General features: G+C 71.5%; 17 protein-coding genes and 1 tRNA gene. 8 read left to right on the top strand and 10 right to left on the bottom strand.

Annotated elements, in window-relative coordinates; translation table 11 throughout:
* Positions 1–28: 28 nt before the first annotated feature.
* The 4 genes from LIV55_RS12115 to LIV55_RS12100 form a co-directional block, all read right to left on the bottom strand.
* Positions 29–730: a hypothetical protein gene (locus LIV55_RS12115; protein ID WP_229300394.1), complete on the bottom strand. Its 702-nt coding sequence runs from the start codon at positions 728–730 to the stop codon at positions 29–31.
* Positions 730–1,284 (bottom strand): RNA polymerase sigma factor, encoded by a 555-nt coding sequence (locus tag LIV55_RS12110; RefSeq protein WP_123091490.1) that lies wholly within the window; start codon positions 1,282–1,284, stop codon positions 730–732. Before LIV55_RS12110 ends, LIV55_RS12115 begins: the two co-directional genes overlap by 1 nt.
* A 76-nt stretch (positions 1,285–1,360) precedes the next feature.
* Positions 1,361–2,020 (bottom strand): hypothetical protein, encoded by a 660-nt coding sequence (locus LIV55_RS12105; RefSeq protein WP_229300393.1) that lies wholly within the window; start codon positions 2,018–2,020, stop codon positions 1,361–1,363.
* Between the two features lie 173 nt (positions 2,021–2,193).
* Positions 2,194–2,859, bottom strand: coding sequence for a hypothetical protein (locus tag LIV55_RS12100; RefSeq protein WP_229300392.1), 666 nt, complete (start codon positions 2,857–2,859; stop codon positions 2,194–2,196).
* A gap of 158 nt (positions 2,860–3,017) precedes the next feature.
* Between LIV55_RS12100 and LIV55_RS12095 the strand changes: the two genes are divergently transcribed.
* Positions 3,018–3,569, top strand: coding sequence for a hypothetical protein (locus tag LIV55_RS12095; RefSeq protein WP_229300391.1), 552 nt, complete (start codon positions 3,018–3,020; stop codon positions 3,567–3,569).
* A 123-nt stretch (positions 3,570–3,692) separates the two neighbouring features.
* On the opposite strand, the gene LIV55_RS12090 is transcribed toward LIV55_RS12095, so the two are convergent.
* Positions 3,693–3,763 (bottom strand) — tRNA-Gly (locus tag LIV55_RS12090).
* 89 nt (positions 3,764–3,852) lie between these two features.
* On the opposite strand from LIV55_RS12090, the gene trxA reads away from it, so the two are divergent.
* The 7 genes from trxA (at position 3,853) to LIV55_RS17240 (ending at position 11,968) form a co-directional block, all read left to right on the top strand.
* Positions 3,853–4,218, top strand: a complete 366-nt coding sequence (trxA, locus tag LIV55_RS12085; protein WP_068272517.1) for a thioredoxin — start codon at positions 3,853–3,855, stop codon at positions 4,216–4,218.
* A gap of 49 nt (positions 4,219–4,267) precedes the next feature.
* Positions 4,268–5,695 (top strand): cytochrome P450, encoded by a 1,428-nt coding sequence (locus LIV55_RS12080; RefSeq protein ID WP_229300390.1) that lies wholly within the window; start codon positions 4,268–4,270, stop codon positions 5,693–5,695.
* 305 nt (positions 5,696–6,000) lie between these two features.
* Entirely contained in the window at positions 6,001–7,869 is a 1,869-nt protein-coding gene (locus LIV55_RS12075; protein ID WP_229300389.1) for an acyl-CoA dehydrogenase, read from the top strand.
* Positions 7,870–8,023: 154 nt separating this feature from the next.
* Positions 8,024–8,857, top strand: a complete 834-nt coding sequence (locus LIV55_RS12070) for a sigma-70 family RNA polymerase sigma factor (protein WP_229300388.1) — start codon at positions 8,024–8,026, stop codon at positions 8,855–8,857.
* A 67-nt stretch (positions 8,858–8,924) separates the two neighbouring features.
* Complete coding sequence (locus tag LIV55_RS12065) at positions 8,925–9,161, top strand: hypothetical protein (RefSeq protein WP_123091496.1); 237 nt, start codon at positions 8,925–8,927, stop codon at positions 9,159–9,161.
* A 151-nt stretch (positions 9,162–9,312) separates the two neighbouring features.
* Positions 9,313–10,536 carry an MBL fold metallo-hydrolase gene (locus tag LIV55_RS12060; protein WP_229300387.1) on the top strand — a complete coding sequence of 408 codons (1,224 nt, stop codon included), beginning with the start codon at positions 9,313–9,315 and terminating at the stop codon, positions 10,534–10,536.
* Between the two features lie 184 nt (positions 10,537–10,720).
* Entirely contained in the window at positions 10,721–11,968 is a 1,248-nt protein-coding gene (locus LIV55_RS17240) for a cytochrome P450 (RefSeq protein WP_229300386.1), read from the top strand.
* Here LIV55_RS17240 and LIV55_RS12050 read toward each other — a convergent pair.
* From LIV55_RS12050 to LIV55_RS12030, 5 genes are read right to left on the bottom strand one after another with little or no spacing between them, the layout of a single operon-like run.
* Entirely contained in the window at positions 11,932–12,141 is a 210-nt protein-coding gene (locus LIV55_RS12050; protein ID WP_201465177.1) for a hypothetical protein, read from the bottom strand. The genes LIV55_RS17240 and LIV55_RS12050 overlap by 37 nt on opposite strands.
* Positions 12,138–13,637, bottom strand: coding sequence for a glycosyltransferase family 2 protein (locus LIV55_RS12045; protein WP_229300385.1), 1,500 nt, complete (start codon positions 13,635–13,637; stop codon positions 12,138–12,140). Before LIV55_RS12045 ends, LIV55_RS12050 begins: the two co-directional genes overlap by 4 nt.
* Complete coding sequence (locus LIV55_RS12040) at positions 13,634–14,380, bottom strand: PHP domain-containing protein (RefSeq protein ID WP_229300384.1); 747 nt, start codon at positions 14,378–14,380, stop codon at positions 13,634–13,636. Before LIV55_RS12040 ends, LIV55_RS12045 begins: the two co-directional genes overlap by 4 nt.
* The gene (locus LIV55_RS12035; RefSeq protein ID WP_229300383.1) at positions 14,377–15,351 is read right to left on the bottom strand and encodes an ATP-grasp domain-containing protein; all 975 of its coding nucleotides are present in this window, start codon (positions 15,349–15,351) and stop codon (positions 14,377–14,379) included. Before LIV55_RS12035 ends, LIV55_RS12040 begins: the two co-directional genes overlap by 4 nt.
* Positions 15,348–16,415, bottom strand: a complete 1,068-nt coding sequence (locus LIV55_RS12030; protein ID WP_229300382.1) for a response regulator — start codon at positions 16,413–16,415, stop codon at positions 15,348–15,350. The genes LIV55_RS12035 and LIV55_RS12030 overlap by 4 nt, the downstream gene beginning before the upstream one ends.
* Positions 16,416–16,662 lie beyond the last annotated feature (247 nt).

Raw genomic sequence — 16,662 nt, 5'->3', positions numbered from 1 at the left:
GCAGGTGCCCTCCCCCTTCGTCGTCGGCTCACCAGTTGGTGACGAGGAGGATCAGGACCGGCTCGGTCGGCACGGAGTCGAAGGTGAGGTACTTCAGCTCGCTGCCCGGTCCGTCGACGTGCTCCGCGGTGATGCGTGACTGCGGGTAGGCCGCGGCTGACTCGTCCTCGTACTCGTTGATGATCAACCCACGAGCGGGGTCGATCTTCCAGGCCCGCTCCGTGCGCCAGTCGCCGGGCTCTCCGTCGTCGCCCCAGAAACGCACCGGGATCCCCTCGGCGTTCGTCGCCCGGGTGAGGGTGCCGAGATCCAGGCCCTCGAGGCTGACGTCGATGCGCACCCGCCCGTCGGGGAGGCGCTCGACCCGCTCGGAGCGGTACTCCGCGAGCCTCGCCGTCTCCTTCGCCCCGTAAGGCTCCCAGATGCGACCGGTCGCGTAGGGGGTCGGTGCAGCGCTCGTCGTGCTCGTGCCCGTCGTGGCGGGGGCGGCTCCCTCGTCACGGGTGAGTGCCGGGATCGCGGCCAGCGCCGCGACGAGCGCGGCGGCTGCGGCGACGGAGACGAGCAGCGCGGCGCGGCCGTGACGCCGGGGTGGCTGCGCGGGCGTGACCGACGCGAGCTGCCACCGCTCGTGAGCGGCACGTCGCTGGTCCTGCGTCGGTCCCTCCACGTCCGCGCGCATCTCGCGCAGCGCGCGCAGCTCCGGTGCGTCCTCGATGTCCAGGTCCATCACTGCTCCCCCTTCGGGTCGTCGGTCGACAGCGCCGCACGCAGGTCGCGGCGGGCGCGGTGGAGACGGGAGCGCACGGTGCCGACGGGGATGTCGAGCGCCTGCGCCACCTCGGGGTACGACAGCTCGGCCAGGGCGACGAGCAGCAGCACGTCGCGGTCGCCGTCCGTCATCGCCGCCAGGGCGCTCGGCAGGCCGCTCGCGCGACGGCCGGCGTCGACGCGGGCGTCGACGTGCTCGGTCTCGTCACCTGTCGTGACCGGGTCGACCCCGGTCCGCGCCCAGGCCCGGTAGGCCCGCACCTCGTCGCGGTGGTGCCGCGAGAGCAGGTGGGTGGCGATGCCGAAGACCCAGGCTCGCGCGCTCCCCCGCGCCGGGTCGAAGCCGCCAGGTCGGGCGGCCGCCTGCGCGAAGGTCTCGCTCGCCAGGTCCTCCGCCACGGCACGCGGCACGCGTCGCGCCAGGTAGCGGTAGACCTCGGCGTAGTGGCGCTCGAAGACCGCTGCCAGCGGGTCCGCGCCCAGAGCCAGAGGCGGGCTGCTGCTCGCTGTCATGACGAGTCCTCGTCTCCCCTCGGGTGTCCTCACACCACTAGTTGCCCGAAGCGGACCGAGGGGTTCACGAGACGGGTCAGCGGGTCGTCGTACTCGACACCTTGCCCCACGTCGAGGGGGTGTCGGCGGTGACGACGCGCCACGAGCGCGCGGTCGAGGCGTAGGCGGTGAGGGTGACGACCCCCTTCGTGCTCGTCGTGCCGGCCTTGACCGGGGTCCACGCGCACGTGGAGCACTTGCGCGACTCGAGGGTGGCCTTCGCGCCGGCCCACGGGCGGAAGGCGGAGGCGCTCCACGCGTACCGGCTCGTCGTCGCGGTGACGGAGACGGTGCTGCCGGAGCGGGCGCTCGTCACGGCGGTGCGTGAGGCGAAGCGGACCGACATCGAAGTGGAGTTCTGCGGGACGAGGTTGTGCGCCTCGTCGTACGCCTCGTCGGCCTGGACCTTGAAGGTGCCGGTGCGGTTGTCGTCGTACCACTCGATGGTGTCGGTCCGGGCGCCGTCGAAGTGGAACATGTCGGCGTACTCGCCCGCGGGCGTCATGACGCCCCACCACGCGTCGACGGCGTACTTCGAGCAGCCGGCGCTGAAGGTCGCGGTCAGGTCGCGCGTCGGCGAGCTCACCGAGACCTTGCTCGGCACGGAGATCGAGCAGCTGCCGGCGGCCTGGGCGGGCGCTGCGACGGCGAGGGGGACGAGGGACACGGCGGCGAGGGCCGCGAGGCGCGTGAGCATGAGGGTCCTGTCGGGCGAAGGGGGTTCAGACCCCGGCCCAGCACCGGTGGCTAGCGCAACCTAGCGCCGATCTGCCTGCGGCGGAGGCGGATCGGCAACATACGGGGTCGGGGTTCGAAGAAGGATCGTCACCTCGAGGTGACGATCCTTCTTCGAACCAGCGGGCTCCCCCGTCAGCGCTTCGTGTAGCTGGAGGCTCGACCCCAGGTGGAGGAGGTGTCGGAGGTGACGACGCGCCAGTAGCGGCTCGTCGACGCGTAGGCCTTCATCGTGACGACGCCCGAGCCGTTGGTGGTGCCGCTCTTGACGTACTTCCAAGAGCACGACGAGCAGGACTTCATCTGGAGGCTGGCCTTCGCGCCCGACCAGGGGCGGTAGCCGCCAGCGGCGGGCGAGTAGCGCCTCGCCGTGCCCTTGACGGTGACGTACCTGCCGGAGCGGGTGCTGCTCGCGGTCGTGCGCGAGCCGAGCTTGACGGTCATCGTCGTGGAGTTCTGCGGCAGGTCGTCGTAGTCGTCGTCGTACGCGCCCTCGGGCCGGATCTTGAAGGTCCCCGTGCCCTCGAAGTCGTACCAGTCGATCGTGTCCGTCGAGTGGGTCCCGTCGTAGTTGAACCCCCCGGAGTAGCCCTGGGTCGGGTGGACGATGTCCCACCACGCGTCCTGTGCGTACCTCACGCAGCCGGCGCTGAACTTCGCGGTGATCTCGCGGTACGGCGAGTAGATCGACACCTTGCTCGGCACGCTGATCGAGCAGCTCCCGTAGGCCTGAGCCGGTGCGACGGCGACCGCCGTGGGGACGAGAGAGATGGCGGCGACCGCCGCGACGCGCGCGAGCATGGCAAGTCCTTCGTGAGTCGTGGATGCCGCGACCCTGCACCGCGACAGGTGCACCGTAGCGACCACCACCCACCTCCCGCACCGCTTCGGCAGAACCCGCACCGCTCGACCGGCACCTGAGAGACTGCCCACCCACGACACCGCGAAGGGAGGAACCCGTGCCGATGAGGACCGGGCTGGCGCTGCTCCTCGCGGCGGCAGTCACCAGCGCGTGCGGCGGCTCCTCCCCTTCTCACGGCGACGACATCGTGCTGACTGGCGAGTCGGACGCCGGTGAGCTGTGCCTGCCAGGCAGTACCGAACCGCAGGACATGTCGTTCGGGATGGAGACCGTCACCGTCGCCGGCACCGAGCCGGTGGAGCTCGTCGCCGTGAACCTCGTCGACGCCGAAGGTCTCGACCTGGTGCAGGCTTACGTCGCGCCCGAGCCCGTGCGGGGCGACTTCGGTGGCCTGACGGGCTGGCCGGGCCACGCCGTGTCGAAGCGCACCCAGGAGGCGCTGCTGCCCGTCCCGGGCGCAGTCGTCCTGCCCGCCGCCGACGTCCGCGAGGGCGAGAAGCAACCGGGCCTGGTCCTGCACCTGCGGGGAGCGGACGGGGCGAGATTCGAGGGGCTGACCGTCGACTATCGCGTCGAGGGCAGCGCTGACGTCCTGCGCACCGACCGCTCCTATCTCCGCTTCGCCGTGGGGACGGCCTGCACCGGGTGAGGCACCTGGTTTGAAGAGGGATCGGCACCTCGAGGTGACGATCCTTCTTCGAACCACCGGGCTCGCGGGGGCGGGGACGGCGAAGGGGAGGTGGCCGGTGGCCACCTCCCCTTCGCGCTGCTGAGCCGGTGACGGGAATCGAACCCGCGTGTCCAGCTTGGGAAGCTGGCGCTCTACCATTGAGCTACACCGGCGCGCACCCGACCAGCGGGTGCGGCGGCCATCGTAACCCACCCCCTAGCGCCCCCCGGACCCCAGTCGCGTCCCGGCGGACAGGAGCGTCATGAGCACCACCGACCTGACCACGGAAGACTTCGAGAAGACCATCACGAGCAACGACATCGTGCTCGTCGACTGGTGGGCGGAGTGGTGCGGACCGTGCAAGCAGTTCGCCCCGGTCTACTCGAAGGTGAGCGACGCCCACCCCGACGTCGTCTTCGGCAAGGTCGACACCGAGGCCGAGCAGGAGCTCGCCGCCGCCGCGTCGATCACCTCGATCCCCACGACGATGGCCTTCCGCGACGGCATCCTCGTCTTCTCGCAGCCGGGTGCCCTGCCCGAGGCCGCGCTCCAGGAGGTCATCTCGCAGGTCCGCGACCTCGACATGGACGACATCCGTCGCCAGCTGGAGACCCAGCAGCAGCAGTGACCCTGTCGGCGCGGCGACCTCGACGTCGCCGCGCCGATATCGTGGCTCGATGAGCCCGACCACGGCGAGGTCGCCGGCCCTGCCGCGCTTCGCCCGCACGACCTTCCCGCACCCCCCAGGTCGTCGCCCGCTCGTGGGCGACCTCAGCGGGCTGCCCCGTACGCCGGTCCAGACGATCCTGCGCGGAGTGGAGGGGCTCGGCGACATCTGCGAGTTCAAGGCCTTCCGCAACCGCTTCGTCCTCGTGACGACCGGCGAGCTCATGGCCGAGCTGTGCGACGAGCGTCGCTTCGTCAAGGCGCTCCCGCCCGGTCTCGTCGCCCTGCGCCGCAACGCCGGCGACGGGCTCTTCACCGCCTACAACGACGAGACGAACTGGCGGCTCGCGCACGACCTGCTGCTCCCCGCCTTCGCCCGGCCCGCGATGCTGCGCTACCACGCGACGATGCTCGGCGCCGCGGACGAGCTCATCTCGAAGTGGGACGCCGCGGCCGCCGCCGCCGAGCCCGTCGACGTCCCCGGCGACCTCACCCGGCTCACCCTCGAGACGATCAGCCGCTGCGCCTTCTCCAAGGACATGGGCTCCTTCACCTCGGCGGAGGTCCACCCCTTCGTCCAGGGCATGGTGCGCACCCTCGGCGCGGGTCAGCGGATCGCCGCCGTCGGCTCCCTCCCCCTCGTCGGCCGGCGTCTCGCCGACCGGGTCGACGCGCGCATGTCGCAGCACCGGGAGGAGGTGCACGCGATGATCGACGGGTGGGTCGCCGAGCGCCGCACGTCCGGCGAGGTCGACGACCGTGACCTGCTCGGCATCATGCTCGGCAGCGCCCACCCGGAGACCGGCGCGATGCTCGACGACGAGAACATCCGTCACCAGATCCAGACCTTCCTCGTCGCCGGCCACGAGACGACCTCCGGCGCGCTCTCCTTCGCCCTGCACTACCTCTCGCGGGACCCGCAGGCCCTGGCCGCTGCTCATGCCGAGACCGACGCCGTCCTCGGGCCGGGCCGCGACGCCCGGCCGACCTTCGAGCAGGTGCCGAAGCTGAGGCACCTGCGCCGCTGCCTCGACGAGGCGCTGCGGCTGTGGCCGACCGCCCCCGCCTTCGCCCGCGGGCCGCGCGAGACGACGGTGCTCGGCGGGCGGTGGCAGATGGAGCCCGGTGACTGGGCGATGGCGCTGCTCCCCGCGGTGCACCGCGACCCGGCGGTCTGGGGAGACGACGCCGAGGAGTACCGCCCCGACCGCTTCCTCCCGGTCGAGGTCAAGGCCCGCCCCGCGCACACGTACAAGCCCTTCGGCACCGGCGAGCGCGCCTGCATCGGGCGGCAGTTCGCGCTCCACGAGGCCGTCCTCGTCCTCGCGCGCGTGCTCCACCGCTTCGAGATCGAGCCCGACCCGGGGTACGAGCTGGAGATCACCGAGCGGCTGACGCTCATGCCGCAGGACCTGCGGCTGTCGCTGCGGCCGCGCTGACGTCGGGCGAAGGGGGGAGGTCGGGTCGTGGTCTCGAGGCTCGCTGGCGCTCGCACCTCGACCATCGAGGGGTCGGGTCGTGGTCTCGAGGCTCGCTGGCGCTCGCACCTCGACCATCGAGGGGGGCCGGGTCGTGGTCTCGAGGCTCGCTGGCGCTCGCGCCTCGACCATAGAGGCGAGCCCGTGTGCGCCACATCACCAGGCCCTGCCTTGCAGCAGCGCGGGCCTCGGACGGACCATGGCGGTAGGTAAGCAAGCGCTCACCTACCTCACGTCCCCGAGCACGTCCAGGAGCACAGCCCGCGATGGGTCACTACAAGAGCAACCTCCGTGACATCGAGTTCAACCTCTTCGAGGTCCTGGGCCGCGACGAGGTCCTCGGCATCGAGCCCTACCAGGTGGACGGCGAGACCGCCCGCGACATGCTCAAGGAGGTCTCCCGCCTCGCCGAGAACGAGCTCGCCGAGTCCTTCGCCGACGCCGACCGCAACCCGCCCATCTTCGACCCGACGACGTCGTCGGTGACGATGCCGGGCTCCTTCGCGAAGAGCTACCAGGCCTACACCGAGTCCGGCTTCTGGTCCGTCGACGTGCCGGCCGAGCTCGACGGCACCCCGGCGCCCCCGTCGCTGAAGTGGGCGATGAACGAGATGGTCCTCGGTGCCAACCCCGCCATCGGCATGTTCTCGGCGTCCTACTCCTTCGCCAACCTCCTCTACATCCTCGGCACCGACGAGCAGAAGAAGCTCGCCCGCTGGATCATCGAGCGCGGCTGGCACTGCACGATGGTCCTCACCGAGCCCGACGCGGGCTCCGACGTCGGCGCCGGCCGCACGAAGGCCGTCGACGCCGGGGACGGCACGTGGCACGTCGAGGGCGTCAAGCGCTTCATCACCTCGGCAGAGTCCGACATGACCGACAACGTCATCCACTTCGTCCTCGCCCGCCCCGAGGGCGCCGGCCCCGGCACGAAGGGCCTCTCCCTCTTCATCGTCCCGAAGTACCACGTCGACCTCGAGACCGGTGAGCTCGGCGAGCGCAACGGCGCCTACGTCACCGGCCTCGAGAAGAAGATGGGTCTGAAGGTCTCGACGACCTGCGAGGTGACCTTCGGCGAGAAGGAGCCGGCGATCGGCACCCTCCTCGGCGGCACCCACGACGGCATCGCGCAGATGTTCCGCGTCATCGAGAACGCCCGGATGCTCGTCGGCACGAAGGCCATCGCCACCCTGTCGACCGGCTACCTCAACGCCCTCGAGTTCGCCAAGCAGCGTGTCCAGGGCGCCGACCTCACCCAGATGAGCGACAAGGCCGCGCCCCGCGTGACGATCACCCATCACCCGGACGTGCGCCGCAGCCTCATGCTGCAGAAGTCCTACGCCGAGGGCCTGCGTGCGCTCGTGCTCTTCACCGCCACCCAGCAGGACGTCGTCGACCTCGAGCAGCGTCGCACCGGCGCCGAGCAGATCGCGCCCGACTCCCCCGCCGCGATGGCCGGCCGGGTCAACGACCTGCTCCTGCCGCTCGTCAAGGGTCTGGGCTCCGAGCGGGCCTGGGTGCTCCTCGGCACCGAGTCGCTGCAGACCTTCGGCGGCTCGGGCTACCTCCAGGACTACCCCGTCGAGCAGTACGTCCGCGACGCGAAGATCGACACCCTCTACGAGGGCACGACCGCCATCCAGGGCCAGGACTTCTTCTTCCGCAAGATCATCCGGGACCAGGCCCAGGCCCTCGGCCACCTCGCCACGCAGATCCAGCAGTTCGCCCAGGACGTCGACGCCCAGGGCGGTCGGCTCAGCCAGGAGCGCCAGCTCCTCGCGAAGGCGCTCGAGGACACCCAGGGCATCCTCGGCGCGATGGTCGGCCCGCTCACGGCGTCCGACCCGCGCCAGGAGGGCGGCGACGTCACCAACCTCTACAAGGTCGGCCAGAACACGACGCGTCTGCTCCTCGCCGCCGGTGACCTCGTCATCGGCTGGCTGCTCCTGCGCCAGGCCGCCGTCGCGGTCGACGCGCTCGAGAGCGCGCAGGGCAAGGACGTCGACTTCTACACCGGCAAGATCGCGGCCGCCCGCTTCTTCGCCACCCAGGTGCTCCCGCGCCTGGCCTCCGAGCGCGCCATCGCCGAGGCGACGGACAACGCCCTCATGGAGGTGCCCGAGGCGGCCTTCTGAGCCAGCTCGCCCCACGACGAAGGGGGTGCCGCCGGGTCGACCGGGGGCGCCCCCTTCGTCGTCCCCCGGCACCGGGCGAAGGGGGACCCCCTCTCCCGCGTCACATCTCGCCCGCCGCGTGCGTCATCAGGGCATGAGACGAGACGATGAGTGGATGGACACGACGGCGGCGTTCGAGGCGGAGCGGCCCCGGCTGCAGCGCATCGCGACGAAGGTGCTCGGCGACCCGGGCGAGGCCGAGGACGTCGTGCAGCAGGCGTGGCTGCGACTGCACGGCAGCGCAGCCGAGATCGAGAGCCTGCCCGCGTGGCTGACGACCGTGACGACCCGGCTGTGCCTGGACCGCCTGCGCGCCCGCACCCCGGTGCCGGTCGAGGACCTCGGCGTCGCCGACGTCGCGCCCGACCCCGCCGACGACGTCGCGCTCGCCGACACCGTCGGGGTGGCCCTCCAGGCGGTGCTCGACCGGCTCTCCCCCCGCGAGCGGGTCGCCTTCGTCCTGCACGACAGCTTCGCCGTCGACTTCCCCGTGGTCGCCACCATCCTCGGCACGACGCCCGCCGCGGCCCGTCAGCTCGCGTCCCGGGCCCGGGCGAAGGTCAGCCGGCCCGCACCCGCCGACCGGCTCGACGACTGGCAGGTCGTCGACGCCTTCATGGCGGCGGCACGCGAGGGTGACTTCGCCGGGCTCCTGCGCCTGCTCGCGCCCGACGCCGTCGTCGAGGGCGACGCGGCCGCGGTGCTCGTCGGCACGCCCGCGCGGATGTCGGGGCGCGAGAGCGTCGCCGGCTTCTTCGACGGCAGCGCCCATGCTGCCCTGCCCGCGCTCGTCGAGGGCCGCCCGGGGTACGCGTGGTACCACCGGGGCGCGGCCATGGTCGCCTTCGACTTCACCGTCGTCGACGGCGTGGTGACGCGGGTCGACTTCCGGGCCGACCCCGACGTCCTCGCCGCGGTGGTGCGCCGCGAGGAGGACCGGGAGCGATGACCTGTCACACCTGCGCGATCCCGCTCGTCATCTCGACGACGGACCCCACCCACAGGAGGAGCACGAGATGAAGACCATGACCTGCAGCCAGCTCGGCGGCCCGTGCGACCTCGCCCACCGGGGCGAGAGCGCGGACGACGTCATCAACGCCCAGGACCAGCACCTCAAGGAGATGGAGCGGGCGGGCGACGCCGCGCACCAGCCGGCCCGCGACGACATGAAGGGCCGCTGGCGCCACCCGAAGAAGTCGCTCGGCTGGTACCGGGAGATGAAGCAGACCTTCGCGGACCTGCCGGAGAGCTGAGCGGCACGGCGGGGCGAAGGGGGCGGGGAGACGCGAGTGTCCTCGCCCCCTTCGTGCGTGCCGAGGACGGTTCGTCGCAGGGGAACGTCGTCCCTGGGGCGCCTGCTTCCACTCATAGCGTCACGCGCACCCACTGGACGAAGGAGTTCTCATGGTGCGCGCACCGCATGACCATCACGACCACGGAGCCGAGTGCCTGTGCGACCGGCTGCCGGTCGAGGCGGTGACGAGCGAGCGTGACGAGGCGATCGACCAGGCCCGCTCCGGGCTGTCGCTCTCTCGACGCAGCATCGTCGCCGGGGTCGGCCTGGCCGCCGCGGGCGCCGCCCTCGCCCCCGCTGCCGCGGCGAGCCCGGCGCACCGCCCGCCCGCCGCCCCGGGCACGCGGGGTCTCGAGCTCGTCCTGCTCGGCACGCGCGCCGGCCCGCCGGTCGACCTGCACCAGGTGGGCGCCGCGACCGCCCTCGTCGTCGACGGCCAGACCTACGTCGTCGACTGCGGCCGCGCCTCGGTGACCCAGTTCGTCAAGGCCGGGCTGCGGCTGGACTCGATCCGGGGCATCTTCCTCACCCACCTGCACGCCGACCACATCGCCGACTACTACAACTTCTTCATGCTCGGCGGGCACATCAAGAACCAGAACGGCGACCACATCGAGCGTCGGGTGCCGGTCCTCGGCCCCGGCCCGGCCGGCGGCCTGCAGCCCAAGTTCGGCGGCGGCACCGCACCCACGGTCAACCCTGCCGACCCGACGCCGGGCACGGAGCAGATGACCGAGTCGTTGCACGCGGCGTACGCGTACAGCATGAACGTCTTCCTGCGGGACATGAACGTCGTCGACATCCGCACGCTCATGGATGTTCGCGAGATCCAGCTGCCCGGCACCGTGACGGCCGACTACCTCAACACCTCGCCCGACATGTCCCCCTTCGAGATCTACCGAGACGACAAGGTGACGGTCACCGCGACGCTCGTGCCGCACGGCCCGGTCTTCCCCGCCTACGCCTTCCGCTTCGACACCGCGTACGGGTCGGTGACCTTCTCCGGCGACACCCGCTACTCGACCAACCTCGTCGAGATGGCCCAGGACACCGACATCCTCGTCCACGAGGCGATCGGCGTGGAGGGTGCCGGCCTGCCGGACGCCACCCTGGACCACATGCTCCAGTCGCACGTCCTCACCGAGAAGGTCGGCGAGGTCGCCCAGCAGGCGCACGCGAAGCACCTCGTCGTCTCGCACTACGCCGACCTCGGGGCACCCGAGGTCGACGTGCGGCGGTGGACGCGACTGGCCCAGCGCGGCTACCGCGGCCGCACCACGGTCGGCCGGGACCTCGACCGCTTCACGCTCGGGCGTCGCCCCGGGCGTCGCTGAGCCGAGCTGCGCGGGACTCGTCTCGACATGCGGGCCGGCGTGGGCCTCCCTATGGTGGTGCGCACGCCGGCCCGACGCGCCGGTGACGGACAAAGGAGTCTGACCGCATGAGCATCTTCCATTCGATCAAGGCCAAGCGCGCCGCCGCCTCCGCGGGCAAGTACTACATCCGCATGTACCCGGTGTGACCGACGCTGCCCGAGTCCCGGCCGGCCAGTCCTCCACGGACGGGTCGGCCGGACCTCTTCCTGGGGTCCACGTCGACGGGGGTCCTCGCCTCTCCCCCAGCCGCGACCCGGCGGCGTACCTCGAGGCCTGCGCCGACCGCTACGGCGATCTCTTCGCCCTGACCCCTCAGCACATCCAGGTCTGGGACCCGGCCGGGGCTCGCGACGTGCTGCGGCGGGAGGACGACTTCGCACTGGCCCCGGCGGCGGTCCGCACGTCCCGGACCTCGGTGCAGGTCGACAGCTCCGACCGCTGGCATCATGCTCGCCGATACGCGTGGGACCACCTGGCCACCAGCCCCGGACGTGCCCCGGAGATCGCCGCCCGCTGGGCCGGAGCTCTGCCTACCGCCCGGCGACTCACGGCGTCCACCCAAGTCGTCGACCTCACCGCGCGGGTCGTCTGGCCAGAACTCCTCGACGACATCGGCCGGGGTGAGGCCGACCACCTCGCCGACACGCTCTCGCGCACCTCCCACGCCCGTCAGCACTCGAAGGGGCTCCGCGCACCGATGTGGGAGCGGCGCCTGCGCCATCAGTTCGACGAGGTCATCGGCGGCTTGATGTCCCTTGTGGCGAGACGACGCCACGAGGCACCACGCGGTGACCTCCTCGACGCACTGCTCGCCGGAGACGCGCCACCTCTCGACGACCTCGAGGTGGCCCAGACCATGGCCATCGCCCTCGACAGCGGGATGCAGACGACAGGCGCAGCGGTGGCCTGGGTGCTGACCACGATGGGCGGGATGACGTCTGACGACCAGGCTGCGTGCGAAGACCGCCGGACGGCCGAGCACGTGATCAAGGAGGTCCTGCGTCACACTCCCGTCATCGCCGGGTTGAACCGGATCGCCGCGCACGACACGACACTCGGGGGATGCTCTGCCCCGCAGGGCACCGAGCTCGTCGTCGCAGTCGAGGGGATGCACCGTCGAGCGTCGTTGTGGAGCGAGGACCCCACTGTCTTCGACCCCACCCGCTGGGCTCGACCGCGGCCGCACACTCGGGGCGCGTACCTCCCCTACGGGGCGGGTCCACGGGTCTGCCTGGGCATGCACCTCGCCAACACCGTGCTCGTCGAGCTCGTCACGCTCCTGGGCCGCTGGTACGAGGTCGACGCCTCGGTCTCTCCCCGACCGCGCCGAGACAACCTGTGCTGGCCGAGGGGCTACCCGGTGACGATCACGCCGCGGGCCTCGGCCTGACCGGTCGCTCCACGGACGCCGTCGTCTCCCGGCCCGCCGACGAGGGCGATGCGCACGAGGACGAAGACGAGGACCACGACGAGGGCGAGCAGGGCCTGCCACAGGACCCGGCGCTCTCGGCGCCGGTCGGCCTCGATCTCCCGCTCGCCGGCCTCCACGTCGAGATCGCTCATCCGAGCACCCGTCCCGTCTTCTCGGTCTTGTCCCACACCATGGCCGCCCCGCGCCACTCCTTGACGTAGGAGTCGAAGGTGACCGCGCACAGGATCGGTCCGTACCCGACGACGTAGACGTAGAGCGCCATGAGCCAGCCCGGCGCCCCCGCGTCGTCGAGGCGCTTGGCGCCCCACGCCCCGATCATGCAGACGGAGATCCAGGCGTAGATGGAGATGTACCAGATGTCCACACCGACGTCGAGCATCCGCATGCCGAACAGGGCGGGCACCCGCTCGGTGAAGAGCCCCGGAAAGAACGCCGAGAGCATGACGATCATCGAGACGATCCCCGGGAAGAAGAGCACCTCGCGCCAGGCGGATCGTGCCGTGGCTGGGTCGAGCTGTACGGAGAGCACCACCGTGTAGATGTAGGAGCAGCCCACGACGATCCACATCGAGCGGAAGATCAGGCTCGAGAGCGGCGACTCCATGAGGTAGAGCGAGATGAGCCCGGTGGACGCAAGGATCATGAAGACCGGCAGGAGGAAGACGCCGAACCACGTGAGGCCGAAGGAGATCGAGCCCAGGCGGTGCGCCCGGGACGGTCGGAACCACAGGTGCCGGAAGCGCTTCGTCAGCTGGACGTTGCCCCGGGCCCATCGCAGACGCTGCTTCCACAGGGCACCGACGCGGTGCGGCTCCTCCGCGAGGACGACCGCTGCCGGGTCGAAGACGACACGGCGGCCGGCGAGCTGCGTCTCGAAGGTCGTCACCGTGTCCTCGGCCAGCGACGTCGTGTCGATCTGGCCGCCGAGGTCCTCGATGTTGCGGCGGGTGTGGAGCTGGGCCCCCCCGGCCAGGCATGCCATCGCGCCGAGGACGTTCTGGGCACGACGGCTGCCGAGCTGCGAGAGGACGTACTCGAAGGCGATGAAGCGGCTGAGGTAGCTCTTCTTCGCGCTGCCCTCGCGGATGTACGCGGTGACCGCGCCGACCTCGGGGTCGGCGAAGTGCCGGGTCATCTTGCGCAGCGAGTCGGGCAGGTAGATGACGTCGGCGTCCATGATGAGCATCGCCTCCATCCAGTCCTCCGCGAGGATGTGGCGGATGCCGTGGTTGAGCGTGTGCGCCTTGCCCTCGCCGCCGACCTCCCGGCGCAGGTGGTAGACCGACCCGGGGTACTCACGCTCCTTCGCCCGCACGACGTCCGGGGTGTCGTCGGTCGAGGCGTCGTCGACGACGTACACCCGCAGCTGGCCGCGCGGGTACTCCAGGCTCATGAGGCGGTCGATCGAGGCTCCGATGACCAGACCCTCGTTCCACGCCGGCACGACGACCGCGACCCGCGGCGTGAGCGGAGCGGCCCGGCGGTAGTGGTTGCGCAGGCCGTGGAAGGGCACGAGGAGGAACTGCATCGCCATGATGAGCGCCGGCACTGCACCGACGAGCGCCAAGATCGTCAGGACGACCGCAAGGCTCGTGCCGGCGACCGAGGCCGCGTCGGGTCCGCTCACCGACGCGCCCGCGCGTCGCCGGCCCGGTCGAGGATCTTGACCACCCGGTCGTACCGCCCGACGTCGCGGGCGTGGTGCGCGTCGGTGGACGCGACGACCTCGGCGCCCTCGGAGCGCAGGGCCTGCAGCGCCCGGGTACCGGGGCAGGCCCACTTCTCGTTGACCTCGACCCGGGTGCCGGTGCCCGCCGCCGCGCGCGCCCACCGGACGAGGGCGTCGTCGTCGACGTCGTCCTCGCCCAGGCCGATCTTGGGCAGGATCGAGAAGGGGTGCGCCAGCTGCGCTCCCCCACCGGCGCACTCCATCGCGGCGATCGTGCCGGTGAGAAGCATGTCGACGGCCTCGGCCGGGGTGAGGCCGCCGGCCAGCGCCTCACGAGTCCGGGTCGGGCTCCAGGGCCCGTCCGGCCCGGGCATCTGATGGTCGGCGATGACGATGCCGTCGATGCCACCGGCTCCGACGACGAGGTCGGGGGGCACGTCGAGGGTCCCGGACACGTCGAGGACCTTCGCCTCGACCCCGGTGCGGACGCGCAACGACCCCGGGACGTCGAGCGCGCTCACGGCCGTCAGGAAGTCCGGGACCCACGCGGTCGTCGTCCGTACGTGCTCCGTGAGACGGATCTCGCGCAGCCCGGTGGAGACCGCCGCGTTGACGTTGTCCTGCAGCGGGCTGTGCGCGTCGTCGGAGAAGGTCGAGTGGACGTGCCAGTCCCCGTCGAGCTCGGGGTGAGCGGAGGTCATCGCTGCGCCTCGACGCCGTCGAGGACCTGATCGACCGGGACGAAGACGTCCTCGAGGTAGCGCACGTTGGCGATCTCGACGAAGTCCACCCGGTCGGGCACCGGGCGGTCGAGGGCGAGGTCGACAGCCAGCGAGGGCATGTCGACCCCTGCCGCCACGGTGAGGGGCATCGACCCGGGGAAGCGTGGGTTGATCTCCAGCAGCGCCGGGACCCCGTGGCTGTCGTAGCGCAGCTGGACGTTGCAGACCCCGACGAGGCCCGATGCCGCGGCGCACGCCTCGGCGGTGCGCTCGAGCTCGTCGCGATGGACGGTCCGGCCGGCGATGGCGACACCGGAGTCGACCCGGGCCCGCAACCGGGGCACAGCGGCGATCGCCGTGCCGTCACGCCCCATGAGGGTGTCGACGGAGAACTCGTCACCCGGCAGGTGCTCCTGGATGATCCACCCGTCGTCGAGACGCTCCGCCTGCAGCGCAGCGCGGTCCTCGACGAGGTGCACCCCGCGGGACCCGGCGCCGCTTCGCGGCTTGACGATGACGGGGAAGACCCAGTCCAGGGCGATGCCGGCCTCGTCGAGGAGTGCGGTGCGGGGCACCCGGGCATGGGGGGCGCACGTCTGGGCGAGCTGCCACTTGTCGAGGCAGGTGGTCAGCGCGGCCTGCGAAGGGGCGGCCAGCGGCGCCCCGAGCTCCTCGCGGCGCGCGCTGAGCGGGACGAGCTCGACGTCGACGGTCGAGACGACCAGGCCGATGCCGTCGGAGGCGACCATCGCGATGATCGCGTCGACGAAGTCCTCCCGCCGGCCGGGCGGCACGATCCGCCGGTGATCGGCATCGACGAGGTAGAGCCCGCTGGCCCAGCCGTCCATGTCAGCGGCGAAGACCTCGAGGTCGTCGCGTCGCAGGAGGGAGCGCAGCACGGCGACACCGGCCGGGCCCCCGACACCTGTCACCAGCACCCGGGTGGTCATCGTCGTCCCTGCCTGTCCGTGTCGGTGGAGGCGTCGGCCCGCTCGGCCGACGACGGGGTGATGCCGCTCGCGTCACGGACGACCTCGAGCGGCTCGACGTGCCGTCCGGTGCCGAAGCGGGACCAGTACCGAGCGGTCGCGAGCACGAGCTCGGGCTCGAGGTAGTCGCGGACCTCGGTCTGCGAGGCGAAGCAGCCCAGCAGCTCGAGCTTGGCCTGCGTGAAGCCGTCGATCGACACGAAGCGTGTCGGGCAGAACTCGATCGTCGCCGAAGGGCTCTGGTAGCACGCGACGTGCTGGACCCTGCGGGTGGCGACCATCGCAGCGTCGTGCACCGCGCGGTGGTCCTGGTGCCGGTCGTGGCGGGAGTGGACGTAGACGGTGGTCGGCCTGACCTCGGCGACGACGCGCTCGACGATCCCGACGGTCGGGTCCGACACGGGGATCTCGGTGTCCGTGAGGTCCTCGAGGAAGAGACGAGCGCGCAGGAGGTCTGCGGAGGCCAAGGACTCCTGCTGGCGGTCGTCGGCCACGCCGCCCCGTGCGCCACGCGAGAGCGTGAGCACGGTGATCGGGTCGCCGGCCTCGGCGTGCGCGGCGAGGATGCCGCCCACCCCGATCTCGACGTCGTCGGGGTGCGCTCCGATCGCCAGGACGCTGCGGCCCCGACGCGACTCACGGGTCCGACGGTAGGAGGAGCCGAGCCGGCTCACCGCGGCCACCAGCTCGCGGGAGTCCAAGGGCTTGGCGAGGAACTCGTCGGCGCCCCCACGCAGCGCCGTGATGGCGTACTCCGCGGTGCCGTGCGCCGTCATGATGATGACGGGCAGGTCGCGGTCGATCTCGCGGGCGCGCAGGAGCACGTCGAGACCGGTCCCACCGGGCATCTCGATGTCGGTGACGACGACGTCGGGGACGAAGTCACGGACGAGCTCGGTGAACCCGTGCGGGCTCGGGAGCACTCGGACGTCGCACTCGAGCCGCATCTCGAGGATGAGCTGGACGTACTGCGCCACGTCGGGCTCGTCGTCCAGCACGACGACCCGGAGGGCTGTGGGTTCCATTGCAGCGCAACGCTATCGCTAACGCTGTGCATGTGCGCGTGCCGCCCCGCCGGCTGCGGTACGACCCTCTCCGGGGGATCGACACCACGGTCGGGACGCCCCGCGCTAGGACGCAAGAAACGCCCCGGCGTGACCATGAATGGTCTCGCGGGGCGTTTCTTGTCCACCCGCAATTGGGGGTGGTGAATGGTTGTCCGGCTGCGTCCTACTCTCCCACACCGTCACCAGTGCAGTACCATCGGCGCTG

Origin of the sequence: Janibacter melonis (assembly GCF_020567375.1) — a bacterium.
In the GTDB taxonomy this organism is placed as follows: Bacteria; Actinomycetota; Actinomycetes; order Actinomycetales; family Dermatophilaceae; genus Marihabitans; species Marihabitans melonis.
This window is presented reverse-complemented; position numbering and strand designations above follow the sequence as displayed.

Excerpts from the sequence above, each read along its gene's own strand:
- LIV55_RS12050 (WP_201465177.1), bottom strand. The coding sequence starts at position 12,141 with ATGAGCGATCTCGACGTGGAGGCCGGCGAGCGGGAGATCGAGGCCGAC.
- LIV55_RS12040 (WP_229300384.1), bottom strand. The coding sequence starts at position 14,380 with ATGACCTCCGCTCACCCCGAGCTCGACGGGGACTGGCACGTCCACTCG.
- LIV55_RS12110 (WP_123091490.1), bottom strand. The coding sequence starts at position 1,284 with ATGACAGCGAGCAGCAGCCCGCCTCTGGCTCTGGGCGCGGACCCGCTG.
- LIV55_RS12105 (WP_229300393.1), bottom strand. The coding sequence starts at position 2,020 with ATGCTCACGCGCCTCGCGGCCCTCGCCGCCGTGTCCCTCGTCCCCCTC.
- LIV55_RS12065 (WP_123091496.1), top strand. The coding sequence starts at position 8,925 with ATGAAGACCATGACCTGCAGCCAGCTCGGCGGCCCGTGCGACCTCGCC.
- LIV55_RS12070 (WP_229300388.1), top strand. The coding sequence starts at position 8,024 with ATGGACACGACGGCGGCGTTCGAGGCGGAGCGGCCCCGGCTGCAGCGC.
- LIV55_RS12115 (WP_229300394.1), bottom strand. The coding sequence starts at position 730 with ATGGACCTGGACATCGAGGACGCACCGGAGCTGCGCGCGCTGCGCGAG.
- LIV55_RS12030 (WP_229300382.1), bottom strand. The coding sequence starts at position 16,415 with ATGGAACCCACAGCCCTCCGGGTCGTCGTGCTGGACGACGAGCCCGAC.
- LIV55_RS12035 (WP_229300383.1), bottom strand. The coding sequence starts at position 15,351 with ATGACCACCCGGGTGCTGGTGACAGGTGTCGGGGGCCCGGCCGGTGTC.
- trxA (WP_068272517.1), top strand. The coding sequence starts at position 3,853 with ATGAGCACCACCGACCTGACCACGGAAGACTTCGAGAAGACCATCACG.
- LIV55_RS12060 (WP_229300387.1), top strand. The coding sequence starts at position 9,313 with ATGGTGCGCGCACCGCATGACCATCACGACCACGGAGCCGAGTGCCTG.
- LIV55_RS12075 (WP_229300389.1), top strand. The coding sequence starts at position 6,001 with ATGGGTCACTACAAGAGCAACCTCCGTGACATCGAGTTCAACCTCTTC.
- LIV55_RS12100 (WP_229300392.1), bottom strand. The coding sequence starts at position 2,859 with ATGCTCGCGCGCGTCGCGGCGGTCGCCGCCATCTCTCTCGTCCCCACG.
- LIV55_RS12080 (WP_229300390.1), top strand. The coding sequence starts at position 4,268 with ATGAGCCCGACCACGGCGAGGTCGCCGGCCCTGCCGCGCTTCGCCCGC.